At 71.9% G+C, this 17,799-nt stretch carries 17 protein-coding genes; 4 read left to right on the forward strand and 13 right to left on the reverse strand.

The features are described 5' to 3' along the window. Window positions 1-239: 239 nt before the first annotated feature. Complete coding sequence (galE, locus tag TR50_RS12590; RefSeq protein ID WP_042419550.1) at window positions 240-1,241, reverse strand: UDP-glucose 4-epimerase GalE; 1,002 nt, start codon at window positions 1,239-1,241, stop codon at window positions 240-242. A gap of 292 nt (window positions 1,242-1,533) precedes the next feature. Between galE and TR50_RS12595 the strand changes: the two genes are divergently transcribed. Then, window positions 1,534-3,735, forward strand: coding sequence for a SpoIIE family protein phosphatase (locus tag TR50_RS12595; protein WP_042419553.1), 2,202 nt, complete (start codon window positions 1,534-1,536; stop codon window positions 3,733-3,735). Here TR50_RS12595 and TR50_RS12600 read toward each other — a convergent pair. From TR50_RS12600 to moaA, 4 genes are all read right to left on the reverse strand, one after another. After that, window positions 3,726-4,769, reverse strand: a complete 1,044-nt coding sequence (locus tag TR50_RS12600; RefSeq protein ID WP_042419556.1) for a DUF2637 domain-containing protein — start codon at window positions 4,767-4,769, stop codon at window positions 3,726-3,728. The genes TR50_RS12595 and TR50_RS12600 overlap by 10 nt on opposite strands. Window positions 4,770-4,939: 170 nt before the next feature. Then, on the reverse strand, window positions 4,940-5,668 hold the full coding sequence (locus TR50_RS12605; RefSeq protein WP_042419964.1) for a hypothetical protein: 729 nt from the start codon (window positions 5,666-5,668) through the stop codon (window positions 4,940-4,942). 135 nt (window positions 5,669-5,803) lie between these two features. Next, window positions 5,804-6,604 carry a hypothetical protein gene (locus tag TR50_RS46675; RefSeq protein WP_042419559.1) on the reverse strand — a complete coding sequence of 267 codons (801 nt, stop codon included), beginning with the start codon at window positions 6,602-6,604 and terminating at the stop codon, window positions 5,804-5,806. A 178-nt stretch (window positions 6,605-6,782) separates the two neighbouring features. Then, on the reverse strand, window positions 6,783-7,793 hold the full coding sequence (moaA, locus tag TR50_RS12615) for a GTP 3',8-cyclase MoaA (RefSeq protein WP_042419562.1): 1,011 nt from the start codon (window positions 7,791-7,793) through the stop codon (window positions 6,783-6,785). A 130-nt stretch (window positions 7,794-7,923) separates the two neighbouring features. On the opposite strand from moaA, the gene TR50_RS12620 reads away from it, so the two are divergent. Beyond that, on the forward strand, window positions 7,924-8,535 hold the full coding sequence (locus TR50_RS12620) for a nucleotidyltransferase family protein (RefSeq protein WP_269084793.1): 612 nt from the start codon (window positions 7,924-7,926) through the stop codon (window positions 8,533-8,535). 117 nt (window positions 8,536-8,652) lie between these two features. Here the strand turns inward: TR50_RS12620 and TR50_RS12625 are convergent, their stop codons facing one another. Continuing rightward, window positions 8,653-9,471: an IclR family transcriptional regulator gene (locus TR50_RS12625; RefSeq protein WP_063775058.1), complete on the reverse strand. Its 819-nt coding sequence runs from the start codon at window positions 9,469-9,471 to the stop codon at window positions 8,653-8,655. A gap of 149 nt (window positions 9,472-9,620) precedes the next feature. Here TR50_RS12625 and aceB point away from each other — a divergent pair, with 149 nt between their 5' ends. After that, complete coding sequence (gene aceB, locus TR50_RS12630) at window positions 9,621-11,243, forward strand: malate synthase A (protein ID WP_042419579.1); 1,623 nt, start codon at window positions 9,621-9,623, stop codon at window positions 11,241-11,243. 240 nt (window positions 11,244-11,483) lie between these two features. Then, window positions 11,484-12,461, forward strand: coding sequence for a hypothetical protein (locus tag TR50_RS12635; protein WP_052440947.1), 978 nt, complete (start codon window positions 11,484-11,486; stop codon window positions 12,459-12,461). 177 nt (window positions 12,462-12,638) lie between these two features. Here the strand turns inward: TR50_RS12635 and TR50_RS12640 are convergent, their stop codons facing one another. The 7 genes from TR50_RS12640 to TR50_RS12670 all read right to left on the reverse strand — a co-directional run bounded on the left by TR50_RS12640 (window position 12,639) and on the right by TR50_RS12670 (window position 17,792). After that, entirely contained in the window at window positions 12,639-13,592 is a 954-nt protein-coding gene (locus tag TR50_RS12640) for a quinone oxidoreductase family protein (protein ID WP_042419583.1), read from the reverse strand. Window positions 13,593-13,788: 196 nt separating this feature from the next. Further along, window positions 13,789-15,180 carry an 8-oxoguanine deaminase gene (locus tag TR50_RS12645; protein ID WP_042419587.1) on the reverse strand — a complete coding sequence of 464 codons (1,392 nt, stop codon included), beginning with the start codon at window positions 15,178-15,180 and terminating at the stop codon, window positions 13,789-13,791. A 105-nt stretch (window positions 15,181-15,285) separates the two neighbouring features. After that, window positions 15,286-16,200, reverse strand: coding sequence for a factor-independent urate hydroxylase (pucL, locus tag TR50_RS12650; protein ID WP_042419590.1), 915 nt, complete (start codon window positions 16,198-16,200; stop codon window positions 15,286-15,288). Between the two features lie 3 nt (window positions 16,201-16,203). Next, the gene (gene uraH, locus TR50_RS12655) at window positions 16,204-16,518 is read right to left on the reverse strand and encodes a hydroxyisourate hydrolase (RefSeq protein ID WP_042419591.1); all 315 of its coding nucleotides are present in this window, start codon (window positions 16,516-16,518) and stop codon (window positions 16,204-16,206) included. Window positions 16,519-16,558: 40 nt separating this feature from the next. Continuing rightward, complete coding sequence (gene uraD, locus TR50_RS12660) at window positions 16,559-17,074, reverse strand: 2-oxo-4-hydroxy-4-carboxy-5-ureidoimidazoline decarboxylase (RefSeq protein ID WP_042419594.1); 516 nt, start codon at window positions 17,072-17,074, stop codon at window positions 16,559-16,561. An 89-nt stretch (window positions 17,075-17,163) separates the two neighbouring features. Beyond that, entirely contained in the window at window positions 17,164-17,541 is a 378-nt protein-coding gene (locus TR50_RS12665; protein ID WP_042419598.1) for a helix-turn-helix domain-containing protein, read from the reverse strand. Next, entirely contained in the window at window positions 17,538-17,792 is a 255-nt protein-coding gene (locus TR50_RS12670) for a thiamine-binding protein (RefSeq protein ID WP_084700173.1), read from the reverse strand. The genes TR50_RS12665 and TR50_RS12670 overlap by 4 nt, the downstream gene beginning before the upstream one ends. Window positions 17,793-17,799: the final 7 nt, after the last annotated feature.

The raw sequence follows: 17,799 nt of genomic DNA on the forward strand, positions 1-17,799 counted from the left end.
CGCACGTCGCGCACGCGCCAGCTCCGCCGCTGAGAAGAGCAGCAGCCGGTCCCGTTCAGTCGGAGTCAATCGCACGGTGCCTCGCAGGTTAGGCGGTTTAGAACGCCGTTCAAACGTCTCTCGCATTGAACCCCGACATTGGCCGCCTGTCCAGCCCAAGCCCCGGGAACACGCGCGGGGGCACCCGCCCGGATCAGCCGGACGGATGCCCCCGCGACGCGTCGGGACCCTGGCGGGGCCTACACCCCGAGCACCGCCTCGCGGTGCTCGAACCAGGCCAGGCTGTCGGAGATGCCCTGCTCCAACGAGAGCTCCGGACGCCAGTCGAGCAGGCGCTCCGCCTTCTCCGTGCGGGTGAACGCGCCCGCGCTGTCGCCGGGACGCGGCGGCGCCACCTCCACCGGCAGCGCCGCTCCGGTGACCGACTCGAAGGCCCTGATCAGCTCGCGGACCGTGGTGCCCTGCCCGGTCCCGAGGTTGATCACCTCGTAGCAGTTCGGGCCGTCCAGCGGCAGCACCTCGTCGAACCGCTGCACGGCGGCGACATGGGCCTGGGCGAGGTCCCAGACGTGCACGTAGTCGCGGATCCCGCTGCCGTCGCGGGTGGGCCAGCCGGTGCCGGTGATCCGGAAGGGCAGGCCGTTCGCGCGGGCCTGGATCAGCTTGCCGAGCGCGTGCGAGGGCAGTGCCGCCTGGAGGCCGGTGCGCAGCTGCGGGTCCGCGCCGACGGGGTTGAAGTAGCGCAGCGAGAGCACGCGCAGCGGGGTCGCCTGGGCGGCGTCCTTGAAGACGAGCTCGGTGACCATCTTGGTGCGGGCGTAGGGGGAGAGCGGGTCGAGTGCGGACTCCTCGTCGACGGAGAAGTCCTCGCCGGCCGTGTAGATCGAGGCGGACGAGCTGAACAGCAGGCGGTCGCAGCCGTTGCGCAGCAGGTGCTCGGTGAGCGCGATCGTCTTGGCGACGTTGACGCGGTAGTACCGCAGCGGCTGGGCCACCGAGTCCGGCACGACGATCAGCGCGGCGCAGTGGATGGCCGCGCTGATGTCGGGATGTTCCTCGAAGATCCGGTCGATGAGATCCCCGTCGCTGATGTCGCCCTCGTAGAACGCGCGGCCCCGGGTGAACTCGGCGCGTCCGGTCACCAGGTTGTCGAGCAGGACCGGGGTGATCCCGGCGTCCAGGCAGGCCGAGGCGACGGTGCTGCCGATGAAACCCGCTCCGCCGGTGATCAGGACCTTCACGTTCTCGTTCCCCTCCGTAGGTGGACGGGCGCCAGTGACGGCGCCCTCGGAAAGCCCGACGTCCGGGGTCTCGTGATGGTTCCGTAATCGGGGAGAGATGTCGCGGTGACCGTATGGTCGGTATGTCGTGACGCAACCAGGCTTGCGTCAGCATTGCCGCTGGACGTTTCATCCGACAGGATGAAGTCCGGATATACACCCCAAGATCCACCATTCCAGCTCCGAGCTGGGACAATGGGTGAGTAGCAAGCCGCGCACACCAGGCGCGGCCTCTTTGCAGGGCAGGAGAACGATGGCGCCTAGGACGCAGCCGCCCCGGATCCCGAGCCCCGCGCACCGCCCGCCGCAGCAGAGCCAGACACCGGACTGGCTGGAGTCGGCGGCAGCGGCGAACGGGATCGGTTCCTGGCACTGGGACATCCGCGCCGACCGCATCGTCTGCGACCAGCGCGCCTTGGCCATCCTCGGACTCGAGGAGCTCGGCCTGCAGGCGGGTGAGCACGTGCCGGTCTGCGGGCTTCAGACGGCGGCCGCCGTGGCCGCGGTCACCGCTGACCTGGCGGAGACCACTGCGCGGCAGGCGTCGATCACCTCGGAGGAGTTCCTCGCGCTGCTGCACCCCGAGGATGCGCCGGTGGTCAGGGGCCGCGTCGAGCGGGCCGTCGCCGAGCTGGGTCAGTGCGGGGCGTACTACCGCACCCTCTTCCCCGGCGGGGAGATGCACGCCGTCCGCTTCCGCGGCCGCGTGCTGGCCGACGGGAACGGCCGCCCGACCCACATGATCGGCTTCGTCTGGGACGCCACCGTCGAGCTGCACAAGCGCCGCCGCGCCGACCAGGCCGCGTCCGTGCGCGAGGAGCGGACCCTGTTCATCCGCGAGGCCGCCAAGGGCCTCTCGGAGGCGGTGACCACCGCCGACGTCGCCCGCGTCTTCACCGAGCTGCCGCTGCCCGGCATCCCGCCGGACGGCCTGGTCCTCGCCGTGCTGGAGAGCGGGCGGATCCAGATCCTCGCCTCCTCGGGCTACGACGGAGGCTCGCGTCCGCCGCACGACCACGTGCCGCTGGACGCCGACCACCCCGCCGCACTCGCCCTGCGCACCCGCACGCCCGTCTTCCTGGCCAGCCAGCAGGAGTACCGGCAGCGGTTCCCGATGGCCTGGCCCCAGGTCGTCGGCCACCCCAAGCACGCCTGGGCGTTCCTGCCGCTGGTCGCCAGCGGGCGGCCGCTCGGCGTCTGCCTGGTCAGCTTCGACGAGGACCGCACCCTCGACTACGAGGAGCGGACCCTGCTCAGCACCCTCGGCGGGCTGGTCGGCCAGTCACTGGCCCGGGCCCGGCTCCACGACGCCGAGCACGAGCTCGCGGCCGGCCTGCAGCGGGTGCTGCTGCCGCGACGCGTCCCGCCCGTCCCCGGCTTCGAGGCCGTGGCGCGCTATCTGCCCGCCGGCACCGGCCTGCAGATCGGCGGCGACTGGTACGACGTCGTCCCGCTGCCGAACGGCCACGTCGGCGTGGTCATCGGCGACGTCCAGGGCCATGACGTGCACGCCGCAGGCGTCATGGGCCAGCTGCGGATCGCGCTGCGCGCCTACGCGGCGGAGGGCCACCCGCCGGCCGCCGTGATGACGCGGGCCGCCCGCTTCCTCGCGGACCTGGACACCGGTCACTTCGCCACCTGCCTCTACGCGGAGGTCAATGTCGACTACGGCGCGGTCTACGCCGTCCGGGCCGGCCACCTCAACCCGCTGATCCGCCGCGCGGACGGCAGTACGGCCGTCCACCACGTCGACGGGGGCCTGCCGCTCGGCGTCGACCCCGAGCAGAGCTACCCGGTCAGCCGGTTCACGCTCGACCCCGGTGACGTCCTGCTGCTGTGCACGGACGGGCTGGTGGAGACCCGCCGGACCGGCATCGACGAGGGCATGGAGCGGCTGCGGCGCGTGGTGGGCGGCTGCAAGGACGCAGGGCTGTCGGAACTGGCCGACAAGATCGCCCGCTCCGCCGCGGACAGCGCGGAACGCGACGACGACGTGGCCCTGCTGCTGCTCCGCTGGGAGGGGTTGTCCGCCTCCCGTCCGCGTGAGCACCTGCGCCGCCGCATCGGTCAGGCGGATCTGGCCCGCATCGCCGAGGTCCGCGCGGAGCTGCGGGACGCGGTGCGGCGCTGGGGTGTCGGCGACCTCTCCGACACCGTCGAGCTGCTGGCCTCGGAGCTGGTCACCAACGCGCTGGTGCACACCGATCGTGACGCGATGCTGACCGCACGGCTCTCGCGCCAGCCCGAGGGCGGGCAGGCGCGGTTGCGGATCGAGGTCGCGGACGACTCCGACCAGTGGCCCACCCGTCGTACGCCCGGCGAGCAGGCCTCCTCCGGACGCGGGCTGATGCTCGTCGAGGCGATGAGCGACGCGTGGGGCGTCGAGCCGAACGGGACCGGCAAGCGGATGTGGTTCGAGCTGGTCTGCGAGGCCGCGGCGGAAGCTCAGCCGTAGAGCTTCTCGAGGTCCTTGAGCTTCTGCTCCAGGGAGTCCCAGGCGCTGGCGCGCGGGACCTTGGGCATCGCCACGGTGTCGTCCTCGGCCGTCAGGTCGAAGACGCGTTCCTGGGCCTGGGCCTGGGTTTGGGCCTGTCCCTGGGCCTGGGATTGAGGCTGGGGCCGGGCGTCCTTGCGAGCGTCGGATCGGGGGCTGTCGTCAGCCTTTATGGCGGGCTCCCCGGAGCTCACGTCGTCCTGTGCGGACCCGCCGGAACGAGGCAGCTGCGGCAAGCGGCGGCCGCCGCCCAGCGCGTGCAGCTGCGGCCGCTCGGCCTGCCGCTGCCGTACCCGGGCGCGGCGCTCCTCGCGTACCTCGTCCACCGCCTCGTCGAGGCTGCGGACGTTCTCCAGCAGCATCAACGACCAGGCGGCGTACGTCTCGCGCGGCGCGCGCAGCCAGCGCACGACGCGGATCTGCGGCAGCGGACGCGGCACGAGGCCCTGCTCGCGCAGGGCGGCCTTACGGGTCTGCTTGAGCGCGCGGTCGAAGAGGACCGCCGCCGAGAGGGACATCCCGGCGAAGAACTGCGGCGCACCGCTGTGGTCGATGCCGCGCGGCGCGTGGACCCAGTTGAACCAGGCGGACGCGGCCGCGAACATCCAGACGAGACTGCGGGACCCCAGCGCCGCGTCACCGTGGCTGGCCTCGCGCACGGCGAGCACCGAGCAGAACATGGCCGCGCCGTCGAGCCCGAACGGCACCAGGTACTCCCACCCGCCGCTCAGGCCCAGGTTCTGCAGACCGAAACCGACCAGCCCGTGGAAGGACAGCGCCGCCGCGACGGCCGCGCAGCAGAACAGCAGCACGTAGGAGGCCGACCCGTACACGGTCTCCTTGCGCCTGCGCCGCTCCTCGCTCCGCTCCCAGCTGTCCGCGCCCTGCGCGCGCCCGGCCCGGGCCCGCAGCACGACCAGCAGCACGGCCACCACCAGCAGCAGCAACGCGGTGAGCGTCAGAACCCACCCGAGAGCACCGTCGCTCAACCTCATCGTCGTCTCCTTCCCCCGTGGCAAACCGCCCGAGGCGGCTCCATCCTGACGGAGCAGGAGAGACGATCATGTGGATTTGGGACACATACACCAGAACGGGTGAATGCACCACCCCTGAGTCATCCACCCTCGGCCTGCCTCCGGCCGTCCGTGCCCCCGTGCCGGTGGGCTCAGTCCAGCGTCAGCCAGACCGGGGTGTCGGCGAAGGCGCGGGCGAGGCGGCGGGCCTCGGCGCGCAGTTGGGCGGCCTCGGCCGCCGGGGAGACGTCCGCGAGGGCGGCGAGTGCCGGGGCGATCCCGACGGCGAAGCCGGTCTGCTCGCGCAGGCGCAGGGACTCGGCGTAGCCGTGACGCGCGCCGGCGACGTTGCCGTCCTCCTGGGCGATCGCGGCCAGGTGGCGCCAGGTGTACGAGAGCAGGTGGGCGTCCTGCTGCTGCTCCGCTCCGGCGTGCGCACGCCGGTACGCGGCGCGTGCGGAGGTCGCGTCGCCCATCAGGGCGTGGGCGATCAGCCCGCGGCGGAAGTCGAGGAGGGGGCGGGCCGGGTCCTCGGGGGCGAGCAGCGCGGACGCGCGCCCCAGCGCGGCCTGCGCCTCGTCGAGGCGGTCGTGGACCTTCAACACCGTGGCGGCGTAGGCCAGGAAGCCGCGTGCGCAGGCCGCCGCCGCGCGCTCGTGGTTGTCGCGGACCGCGGCCTCGGCCGCGCGCAGCGCCGTCTCCGCGTCGTCCCAGCCCTGGCCGGTGAAGAACGCCGCCTCGATCAGCAGTTCCGCCCGTTCCAGCGCGGAGCCGGCGTCGCCGTCCAGCAGCTCCGCGGCGGCCTGCCAGCAGCCGCGGGACCGCAGCAGCCAGATCCGTCCGGCGTCGGCCGTCCGTTGCTCGGGGACGTGAGCCGTCACGGAGGACTCCGACGCGCGGGGCCGCTGCTGCTCGGACAAGGACACGCCATCGCCCCTCACTGCGACCGCTGTCGGCCGCCGTTGGTCCGCCCTCGGTGACGGTCATTCAACACGCGGGCCGCGACCCGCGCCAGATCATGGACGCGAGGAGTTACGGACCAACTCCCGTGCGGCGGTGTTGACTGCCTGCGGCATGCCCGTCAGATCAAGCTCGAAGAGGGCCACCAGCAGCTGGTCCGCCCGGTTGCGGGCCTCGAGCGAATAACCCGCGAGGGTGAACATGGCGGGGACCAGCTCGTCACCGTGAAGGGTGTTGAGCCAGAGGCACTCCACCGCCCGCAGGTCGGCGGGCTCGGTCCAGGTGTCCACCTGGGCGACGATCGTCGGGCCGAGCAGGCAGACGCCCTCGCGGTCCTGGGAGTCGGAGACCTCCAGCTCGCCGAAGCCGAGCCACTCCAGGTAGCGCGCGGCGGCCAGCACCGCGTCGTCCGAGGTACGGACGGGGTGGGGCAGGAACGGCTTGCGGGCGAGGGCGCGCGGCGGCTGCACCGGGCGCCCGGACGCGACCGGCGCGGGCGCCGGCGGCACCGGCCCGGGGGAGACCGGACGCACCGGCTGCACGGGCTGCACCGGAGCCGGTCCGCCGACCGGGCCGACCGTGCGCGGGCGGCCGCCGGTGTCGACCGGCAGGCGCACCGTCGCCCCGCAGGCGCAGGTGAACTCGGGCTGCGGCCACTGCTCGGAGCGCCCGCAGGAGGGGCAGCGCATGCTCAGCCAGGAGTCCTCCCAGGAGCGGAACCGCACCTGCACCGGGACCCCGCCCTGCAGCAGCGGGATCTTCAGCGCCGCCCCGCACGGGCACGGGAACACCGGCGGCTCGTACGCGTGCTCCCGCCTGCAACTGGGGCAGCGGACGGGCTTGGGTGAACCTGACATGAGGGACCGTCCGTTCCTTCCGAGGCCGTGACTCGAGACGCGACAGAGCAGGACGTTGTTTATGAGACTACGCCGCAGTCGCCCTCGCGGTTCCATGCTTCCCGATCCGGCCCGTGAGCGGAATGCCCATCCGCGCCACACTTGGGGAAGGCACAGCCTCGCGGGGCACCGGCCGGGGCTAGCCGCCGATGGCGGACATCGGCCGGGCGGGACGCTGGAAATCCGCGCTGTCGATGGCATGACCTGGGCCCTTGCCGGCGATGCAGGCACGCCAGGCCGCCTCGATCCGGTCGTCGTCGGCGCCGCCGCGCAGCAGCGCGCGCAGATCGGACTCGTCCGTCGCGAAGAGGCAGTTGCGCAACTGCCCGTCCGCGGTGAGCCGGACCCGGTCGCAGCCGCCGCAGAAGGGACGGGTGACGCTGGCGATCACGCCGACGGTGGCCTCGCTGCCGTCGATCCGCCACTGCTCGGCGGGCGCGTTGTCCTCGCGCGGGACGGGGTGCAGCGTGAAGACCGTGCCGAGGGCGGCGAGGATCTCCTCCGCGGTGACCATCCGGGCGCGGTCCCAGGCGCCCTGGGCGTCCAGCGGCATCGACTCGATGAAGCGGAGCGCGTAGCCGTGCTCGACAGCCCAGACCGCGAGATCGGTGATCTCGTCGTCGTTGACGCCGCGCACCGGCACGGCGTTGACCTTGACCGGAGCGAGGCCCGCCGCCTGGGCGGCGGCGAGTCCGGCGAGGACGTCCGGGAGCCGGTCGCGGCGCGTGATCGCCTGGAAGCGGTCCCGGCGCAGCGTGTCCAGGCTGACGTTGACCCGGTGCAGCCCCGCCGCGCGCAGCGCGTCGGCCTGGCGGGCGAGGCCGATGCCGTTGGTGGTGAGGGAGAGTTCCGGCGCGTCCGGCAGTACCGCGAAGGCGGCGACGAGCTCCGCCAGACCGCGCCGCAGCAGCGGCTCGCCGCCGGTCAGCCGGAGCGACCGGATGCCGAGACGGGTGGTCGCGATCCGGACCAGGCGCAGCAGTTCGTCGTCGCCGAGCACGTCCGGCTTGGGCAGCCAGTCCAGCCCCTCGGCCGGCATGCAGTACGTGCAGCGCAGGTTGCAGCGGTCGGTCAGCGAGACCCGCAGGTCGGTGTGGACCCGGCCGAAGCGGTCCAGGAGTGGGCGGGGGATCGATGAACGCTGCTGCATCGGCCCAGTACAACGGCCCCGTGGCAGGCCGGTCCAGCGGGTGAAGCCCCGGTGAACACCGCAGGTCCCGGCGGCAGGCTTGTGTGATTCTCCAAGCACGGCGGGATGGCGTACGCGCCATGCTGGGACCGTGGACGACGTGATCGGCCTGCTGCTGGCCGCCGGGGGCGGACGGCGCATGGGAAACCGCCCGAAAGCCCTGCTGCCGTACCGGGGACGGCCGATGGTTGAGCACGCGCTCGGGGTGCTGCGCGCGGGCGGCTGCGCGCGCGTGCGGGTCGTCCTGGGGGCCGAGGCGGCGCGGGTGCTGGCCACGGCGGATCTGGGCGACGCGGAGGTCGTGCTCAACCCCGACTGGGAGACCGGTATGGGGTCCTCGCTGCGGGCCGGTCTGACCGGACTCACCGCTGACGCGGCGCTGATCGGCCTCGTCGACACGCCCGGCGTCACCCCCGAAGCCGTCGCCCGCGTGCTCGCCTCCGGCGCGGAGCTGGCCGCCGCGAGCTACCACGGAGAACGCGGCCACCCGGTGCTGATCGCCGCGCGGTACTTCGAGGAGGCCCGGCGGGGCGCCGTCGGCGACGCGGGCGCGCGGGCCCTGCTGCGCGCGCACGCGGGGGAGTTGCGCCTGGTGGAGTGCGGCGACGTCGCCTCGCCCGAGGATGTGGACACCGTCGAGCAGTGGGTCGGCTTGCAACTCCCTCAGGGGCGCGGGGAGCTGCGCGACAAGCCACCCGAGTAGCAGCAGCTCCGAACGCGCAGGGCCATCCGCATGCGGGTGGTTGCTCGCGCCCCTGAGGGAGTTGCACACCGGCGGAGCCGCACAACGGCAGAGCCCCGCGCCCCTGGAGTCCTGCGACTACTCCGCCGCTGACGACGCCAGCGCCTCGCCCAGGCGCTCCGCGATGTCCTGCATCTGCGGGATCAGCGCGCGGGCGCCGGTGCGGGCCTCCAGGGCCCGCAGGCGGGCCTCGGGACCGGAGATGGAGAGGGCCGTCGGGGTGGGCGCGCCGGGGACGACGACGGCGATGCAGCGGACGCCGATCTCCTGCTCCTGGTCGTCCACCGCGTAGCCGACCTCCCGGGCGGTCTCGAACTGCGGCAGCAGCTCTCCGGGGGAGGTGACCGTGTGGACGGTGTGGGCGGGGAGCGGGCCGTTGCCGAGGGTGGCGAGGGCCTCTACGGGCGGGAGTTGGGCCAGCAGCACCTTGCCGACGGCGGTGCAGTGGGGCTGCACCCGGCGTCCGACCTCGGTGAACATCCGCATCGAGTGCCGTGAGGGCACCTGGCCGACGTAGACGACCTCACCCGCCTCCAGGACCGCGAGGTTCGCCGTCTCGCCGGTGGCCTCCATCAGCTCGGCGAGGAACGGGCGCGCCCAGCTGCCCAGCAGGCGACCCGCCGTCTCGCCGAGCCTGATCAGGCGCGGGCCCAGGGTGTAGCGTCGAGCGGTGTCCTGACGGACGTAACCCTGCTGCACGAGCGTGCGGACGAGGCGGTGGATGGTCGGCATGGGAAGCCCGGAGGCGGTGGCCAGATCGCTCAGCGTGCTGACGCCGCCCGCCTCGGCGAGCGCCTCCAGCAACTGGAAGGCGCGCTCGACCGACTGCACTCCTCCGCCGGCGCGGTCGGCGCCCGCGGCCCCGGAGCGGGGATCGGACGAGAGGGATGACGTCACCACAACAGCCTTCCTGGCAGGGTCCGGCAAGCCAACTCAACAAAGTGTTGAATTTCTGTATCGCGGAAACTAGCCTCCACCTTACAGAAGCGAGGCGCGCCGCACAGTGCGCTTCGATCATCCGTATCTTCTGATCTGACGAGGGTTCCATGGGTGCAGCGCAGGAAACCGGGAGCAAGCCGCTTCCTACCGGGGTCGAGATCGTCGGGCCGGTGGTGGACCGCGGGGACGAGGTGCTGACTCCGGCCGCACTCGCCTTCGTCGCCGACCTGCACCGACGCTTCGGCGCCCGCCGCAACGAGCTGCTGGCACGTCGCAAGGAGCGCCGCGCCGAGATCGCGCGGACGGGCAGGCTGGACTTCCTGCCCGGGACCGCCGAGGTCCGCGCGGCCGAGTGGCAGGTCGCCCCCGCCCCGCGGGCGCTGAACGACCGCCGGGTCGAGATCACCGGCCCGACCGACCGCAAGATGACCATCAACGCGCTCAACTCCGGCGCCAAGGTCTGGCTCGCGGACTTCGAGGACGCCACCGCGCCGAGCTGGCGCAACCTGATCGAGGGTCAGCTCAACCTCAGCGCCGCGCTGGCCCGCACCATCGACTTCACCTCGCCCGAGGGCAAGGAGTACAAGCTGGGGCCCGACGCCGAGCTTGCCACCATCGTGGTGCGCCCCCGCGGTTGGCATCTGGACGAGGCGCACCTGCTCGTCGACGGCGAGCCGGTGGCCGGCGCGTTCGTCGACTTCGGCCTGTACTTCTTCCGCAACGCGGCCACGCTGCTCGCGCGCGGCGAGCAGGACCCCAACTCCGGTCCCTACTTCTACCTCCCGAAGACCGAGAGCCACCTGGAGACGAGGCTCTGGAACGACGTCTTCGTCCACGCCCAGGAGGCCCTCGGCATCCCGCGCGGCACGATCCGGGCGACGGTGCTGATCGAGACGATCACCGCCGCGTTCGAGATGGAGGAGATCCTCTACGAGCTGCGCGAGCACGCCGCCGGCCTCAACGCGGGCCGCTGGGACTACCTCTTCTCGATCGTCAAGAACTTCCGTGACGGCGGCGAGAAGTACATCCTTCCGGACCGCAACAGCGTGACCATGACGGCCCCGTTCATGCGCGCCTACACCAGGCTGCTGGTCAACACCTGCCACCGCCGTGGCGCCCACGCGATCGGCGGCATGGCGGCGTTCATCCCCTCGCGTCGCGACCCCGAGGTCAACGCCGCGGCGCTGGAGAAGGTCCGCGCCGACAAGGACCGCGAGGCGGGCGACGGGTTCGACGGCTCCTGGGTCGCGCACCCGGACCTGGTCCCGGTCTGCCGGACCTCGTTCGACGCGGTTCTGGGGGACGCGCCGAACCAGAAGCAGGTCGTGCCGGCGAACGAGGTGACCGGCGATCAGCTCCTCGACGTCGCGTCCGCGGGCGGCAGCTGCACCCGCGCCGGTCTCCAGAACGCCGTCCAGGTGGGCCTGCGCTACATCGAGGCGTGGCTGCGCGGCTTCGGCGCCGTGGCGATCTTCAACATGATGGAGGACGTCGCCACCGCCGAGATCTCGCGCTCGCAGATCTGGCAGTGGGTCAACAACGCGGTCGTGCTGGCGGACACCGGCGAGAAGGTCACCGCCGCGCTGGTGCGCGAGATCGTCGCGACCGAGCTGGCGGTCATGAAGCAGTCCGAGGGCCGCTGGGACGAGGCGGCGCGGCTCTTCGAAGAGGTCGCACTGGCCGACGAGTTCGTCGACTTCCTCACGCTTCCGGGTTACGCGCTGCTGTAGCGCGCACCCGGAGTAGGACAGCGGCGTCTCACGCAACCTGGGGAGGTCCTGCGTGAGACGCCGCTTGGTTCCCACCTTCTGAGTTCGCTCTGGATTCCCTGACGCCGTATTGAACGCGGGGTGTCAGCTCGACTAGCGTCGCGGTCCAGAAGGCAACAACACTACGCGTGGTGGCACAACTGCCGTCCGGCCGGCGGCAACCGCACAGCCCTCCCGTTCCTCGTCGAGAAGGGCCCCACCGTGCTCCGTTCCGCCCTCGTCGCCGGATGCGCCGCCGCGCTGGCCACCGGTGCGCTCGTCGCCGCCGCTCCCGCCGGAGCCAGCGAGCTCGCCCCCCACCACATGAGCCCCCACTCCGCCGCGAAGAAGGCCCCCGCGGCCTCGGGCAACAACCTCGCCTACGGCGGCGGCAACATCGTGACCTCGCCGAAGGTCTACGTCGTCTACTGGGGCAACCAGTGGGGCACGGGTTCCACCGTGACCAACGACCCCTCCGGCGAGGCCGCGCTCCAGCTCAGCTTCTTCCAGCACGCCTACGGCAGCGGTGACACGTTCTTCACCTCGCAGACCCAGTACTGCCAGGGCGTCGCGGCCGGCACCACCCAGTGCGGGACCTCCGGCACGCACGTGGGCCACCCCGCGTCGAACCCGGTCGGCGGCACCTGGCTGGACAGCTCCGCGAAGGCCCCGACCAAGCCGAGCGACGCCCAGATCGCCGCCGAGGCGAAGAAGGCGGCCTCGCACTTCGGCGTCTCCGGCGACAACGTCCAGATCATCGTGGACGCGGCCCACGGCGTGGTGCCCTCGGGCTTCAAGACGCAGTACTGCGCCTGGCACGACCACACCACCGCGAGCAACGGCGCGGACCTGCCCTACACCAACATGCCCTACGTCAGCGACGCGGGCACGAGCTGCGGCGCGAGCTTCGTCGCCACGGGCTCCAGCGGCGTCAACGCCGCGACGGAGGGCGTCACCATCGTCGGCGGCCACGAGTACGCCGAGACGCTGACGGACCCGGCGCCGAGCAGCGGCTGGGTGGACAGCACGGGCGCGGAGACCGGCGACAAGTGCGCCTGGATCTCCAGCGGCCAGGGCGCGTCCGCGATCATCAGCCTGAACGGCGCGAACTTCGCCGTGCAGTCGCTGTGGAGCAACAACTACGGCGGCGGCGCGGGCAACTGCGTGGTCTCGTACACGAGCGCGACCAACCAGCACTGAGCGACCCGTAGGGGCGCGGGGAACTGCGCGGCAAGCCACCCTGTGTGGTGTGTCGCCGCGCGAGCAGGGCCATCCGCACAGGGTGGTTGCTCGCGCAGTTCCCCGCGCCCCTGGATTGCCCGCTCGCGCCCGAGCGGCGGAGCCGCGTATCAGTACGAGCCCCGCGCCCCTGGATGGTCAGGGGCGCGGGTCCAGCACCAGCTTGCCGGTGGTCTTGCGGGCGCGGAGCGCCTCGTGGACGGTGCGGGCCTCGCTCAGCGGGTACGTGCCACCGATCTGCGGGGTCAACTCGCCTGTGGCGACCAGCTGCAGGAGCTCGCGCATGGGCTCGGTGTGGAGGTCGGGACGCCCCAGCGCGTGCATGAGCCAGAAGCCGACCACCGACGTGGAGTGGCCCATCAGCTTCGCCGCGGCCAGCGGCGACGGCTCCTGGCGGGAGGCCATGCCGTAGGTGACCAGGCGTCCGAAGGGCGCGAGCGCCGCGAGGGACGCGTCGAAGACCGGGCCGCCGGTCATCTCCAGGACGATGTCGACCTTCTTGCCGCCGTTCGCCTCGACCAGGCGGTCCTTGAGGCCCTCCGCCTCCGCGTCGACCGCCTCGTCCGCGCCGAGCGCGAGCGCCAGCTCGCGCTTCTCCTTCGTCGACGCCGTCGCGATGACCCGCCCTGCGCCGAACCGCTTCGCCAGCTGCACGGCCAGCGAGCCCGTGCCGCCTGCCGCGGCGTGCACGACGACCGACTCGCCCGGCGTGATCCGCGCCGACGTCCGCAGCAGGTTCCACGCCGTGAGGCCCTGGACGACCAGCGCGAGCGCCGCCGCGTCGGAGACCTCGTCCGGGACGTCCGTCGCCATCGGCGCCCACGCGCAGGCGCGCTCGGCGTAGCCGCCGGTCGCGGTCAGGGCGACGATGCGGCGGCCGTCCGCCGTGCGGCCGACGACCTCGCCGCCCGGGATCATCGGGAGCGAGGAGCGGGACAGGTAGGAGTCCTCGACGGCGTGGGTGTCGGCGTAGTTGACGCCGGCGCCGTCGACGTCGACCAACAGCTGGCCGGGCTGCGGGACGGGGTCGGGGACCTCGGCCAGGCGCAGCACCTCGGGGCCGCCGAACTCCGTGATCTGGATCGCCTTCATGTGCGCCGCTCCAAGCTACTCACCAGTAGTACGTTGCGCACAACATACCCGCTGGTATGGCCGAAGGGAACACCGAAACCCCGGACCCTCGCCGTGGGTCCGGGGTTCCAGCCTCCTCGGCACGCGAACGCGCCGGGGAGTCCGAGCGGCACACCGTCCCAGTGCGCGCCCGGAGTCGATCGGTCACATGTGCGCGTCAGCCGCGCGAGGCGAGCTCCTTGGCCGCGTCCGCGCACGCCTTCGCGATGCGGTCCTCGTTCACCGTGGTCAGGTGGCCGTGCTCGACCACCGGACGGCCGTTGACCAGCAGCAGCGACAGCGGCGGAAGCGCGCCCATCACGAGCGCCGCGACCGGGTCGGCGATGGAGGAGTGCATGATGCCGTCGACCTTCCACAGTGCGAGGTCGGCGAGCTTGCCGACCTCGACCGAGCCGATCTCGGCCTGGCGGCCGAGCACCCGGGCGCCGCCCATGGTGCCGAGGCGCAGCGTCTGACGCGCGGTCAGCGCGTCGGGGCGGCCGTGGAGCCGGTTGATGAGCAGCGCGTTGCGCAGCTCGGTGCCGAGCTCGCCCGACTCGTTGGAGGCGGTGCCGTCCACGCCGAGGCCGACCGGCACGCCGGCCGCCATCATGTCCGGCACCCGGGCGATGCCGGCGGCGAGGCGGGCGTTGGAGGACGGGCAGTGGGCGACGCCGGTCCCGGTCTCCGCGAACTTGCGGATGTCGGAGTCGTTCATGTGGACGCAGTGCGCCATCCACACGTCCTCGCCCAGCCAGCCGACCGACTCGAAGTAGTCGGTCGGGCCCATGCCGAACAGCTCCTTGCAGAACTGCTCCTCCTCGGCCGTCTCCGAGCCGTGGGTGTGCAGGCGCACGCCCTTGCGGCGGGCGAGCTCGGCCGCCTCCTTCATCAGTTCCGTGGTCACCGAGAACGGCGAGCACGGGGCGATGGCGACGTGCAGCATCGAGCCGAAGGAGGCGTCGTGCCACCGGTCGACCGCGGCCTCGGAGGCCAGCAGGATGTCCTCGGTCTTCTCCACCGCGTGGTCCGGCGGCAGGCCGCCGTCGCTCTTGCCGCGGGACATCGAGCCGCGCAGCGCGGTGAAGCGCATGCCGAGCTCGGAGACGGCCTCGATGGACGCGCCCAGGATGTCGCCGCCGCCCTGCGGGAACACGTAGTGGTGGTCCGAGGCGGTGGTACAGCCGGACTTCAGCAGGGCGGCCGCCGAGCCCTGGGAGGCGGCGTGCACCAGCTTGTCGTCGATCCGGGACCAGGTCGGGTAGAGCGCGACCAGCCAGTCGAACAGGATGTCGTCCTGCGCGACCCCGCGGGTGATCCACTGGTAGAAGTGGTGGTGCGTGTTGACCAGGCCGGGCGTCACCAGGTGGCCCTCGGCGTTGATCCGCCGCGCCACGTTCTCCAGCCACATCGGGGCGGGGCCCTCGCCCACGGACTCGATGATGTTGCCGGCGATGACGACGTGGCCGCGGGTGTACTCGGTGTCCAGGGCGTCGACCGTCGCGATCGCCGCGTTCTCGATGACGATGCGCGGGGCGGCGCCGACACCGTTGTTTGCTACGGAAGCCATTGCTCGTGCTCCTCAGAAAGCGGACTTTGTCAGTACCGCCGTCTGGTGCGGCCCAGGGCGGGACGGCGGAGAGAATCCCTGGGGTCGAGCGGGGTTATGCGGGCATTACGCCACGGGGATGACCGGAGTCACGCCCTCGCGGTGCACGGTGCCCTCGATGAGACCGTACATCCTGTCGGCAGCGTAGTAGACCTCGTTGTCGTTCTCCAGACCGAACGGCTCCAGATCCACCAGGAAGTGGTGCTTGTTCGGCAGCTCCAGGCGGACCTCGTCCACCTCGGCGCGGTTGTTCAGGACGCGGGTGCCCATCGCGTAGAGGGTCTGCTGGAGCGAGTACGAGTAGGTCTCGGCGAACGCCTCCAGCATGTGGCGGCGGACCTGCTGGTAGGAGCGGTCCCAGTTGGGCTCCTGCTCGCCCTCGGCGCCGGTGAAGCCGAACTTCCAGCGGGCGGTGACCTGGGTGGCCAGGATCCGGTCGTACGCCTCCTTGAGGGTGGTGTACTCGTCCTTGATGTAGCCCCAGAACTCCGAGTTGGTCGAGTTCATCACGACCAGGTCCTTCAGGCCCGAGATGACCTGCACGCCCGAGGCGTCGTAGACGATCTCGGAGGTGCGGACCTCGGTGCCGCGGCGGACGAAGGAGTGGCCGATCTCCTCCGAGCCGATGAAGCGGGCCTTGTTGTCCGGGATCTCGATGCGGTCCCAGACGTACTCCTCGATCCGGATCCGGGCCCGGTGGATCGGCGGTGTGTCGTCCACGAAGTGCCGGGCCAGCAGGATGCCGAAGTTCTCGGGCGACTGGATGCCGAACTTCTTGGCGTACGCGAAGACGGTGTTCTTGGTGGTGTCCGTCGGCAGGCAGTGCGCGTTGGAACCGGTCAGGTGGACGTCGTCGAGGTCGCCGGAGAGGGCGACGGAGACGTTGAGGTCCCGGATCTCGTGGCGGTTGCCGTTGCGGGTGATCCGTACGACGCGGTTCTCCGCCTTGCCGTACTGGTTCTGGCCGAGCTGGTGGGCCATGGTCTAGCTCCCTCGGTAGACGGAGTACCCGAACGGGTTCAGCAGCAGGGGTACGTGGTAGTGGGCCTGGGCCGGGTCGACGTCGAAGACGATGGCGACCTCGGGGAAGAAGGCCCCGTTGGTGGTGAAGCGGAGCCGGAGCACGGTGCCCGCGTCCAGGTCCGGGACCGGCAGGTCCTTGCAGCGGCCGTCGGCGTCGGTGGCGGAGGCCCCGAGGGCCTTCCACTCGCCGGCGACCTGCTGGGCCAGCTCGACCGGGATGCCCGCGGCGGGTCGGCCGAGGCTGGTGTCCAGCACATGGGTGGAGATGGAGGTCATGTCGTCCTCGCGGGGTGCCTGGGCGGCGGCTGGGAGACCGTCAGCCCTCGTCGAGCAGGCGGTCGATGCGGATGTCGTTGATCTTGCGGAGCTCGCCCCGGACGATCTCCCGCTCGGTGGCGGCGTCGTTCGGGTGGCGCTCGCGTAGTGCCGCCAGCATGGTCTCGGCGGTGCGCCCGGTGGCGCAGATCAGGAAGACGTGGCCGAACTTCTCCTCGTAGGAGGCGTTCGCGGCGGCCAGGTCGGCCAGCAGCGCCTCGTCGGCGCCCTGGACGCCGGCCTGTTCGCGCTGGGAGGTGGCGTCGCCCGGCTTGGGGGTGCCGATCCGGGCGTGGCCGGCCATCGCGTCGTCCAGGTCCGCGGGGGAGAGGGCTTCCATCGCGCCGGCGTTGGCGGCGTGGAAGGCGTCCCGGTCGCGGTAGGGGCGGGCCAGACGCACGAGCGTGGCCCAGGTGTGGCTGGAGCAGATCTCCTTCAGGAGTGCGTCCAGCACCTCGCCGTCGATCGCGTTCACGCGGTCGAGGACGATGTCCGTCGGGGTGGCGGGTTGGGTCACTCGTGACCTCCGAAAGTGGGTGCCACGAGAAAAGTAGATCCGCCGACCCCGATCGTCAACAGTTTGTTGAATTCAGCCGCGCGTCGACATCAGCTCTTCCCCGCCGCCTGCTGGCGGTTGAGGTAGTTGTAGACCGTGAACCGGCTGACGCCGAGGGCCGCTGCGACGTTCTCGACGCCGTGCCGGATGGTGAACGCGCCGCGCTCCTCCAGCAGCGCGACCACGCGCTGCTTGTCGGCGCGGTCCAGCGTCGTCAGCTCGGCGCCGCCGAACTGGCGACGGACCTCGTTCAGCAGCCGGTCGAGGGCGCTCTCCAGGCCCGGCAGCCGCACGGCGACGGCCGGCGCGCCCTCCCATTCGAGCGTGACGTCGTTCGGCTGGGCCTCGTCCAGGCTCACCGCGCTGGCGCCGACGGCGTCGAGCAGCGGCTTGATGGCTATGGCCAGCGGGTGCTGCTCGCTGCTCATCCGGCTCCCTCCCCCTCGTCCATGACGCTGACCTGGAGCGAGATCCGGGTGGCGCCGTGCGCCAGGGTCTCGCGGACCAGCCGGTCGATCGCTGTGAGCGCCTGCTCGGCCTGGCCCTCGGCCGTGGTGCCGAACGGGCCGACCTCGACACTGAGCCCGGCCTCGTCGACGACGCGGCGCGCTGTGCGCGCATGCTCCGGGAAGCCGTCCAGTTCGAACGGCTCGGTTGTGAACTCCACCTTCAATCGCACGCCCGAA

The organism is Streptacidiphilus anmyonensis (assembly GCF_000787855.1).
In the GTDB taxonomy this organism is placed as follows: domain Bacteria; phylum Actinomycetota; class Actinomycetes; order Streptomycetales; family Streptomycetaceae; genus Streptacidiphilus; species Streptacidiphilus anmyonensis.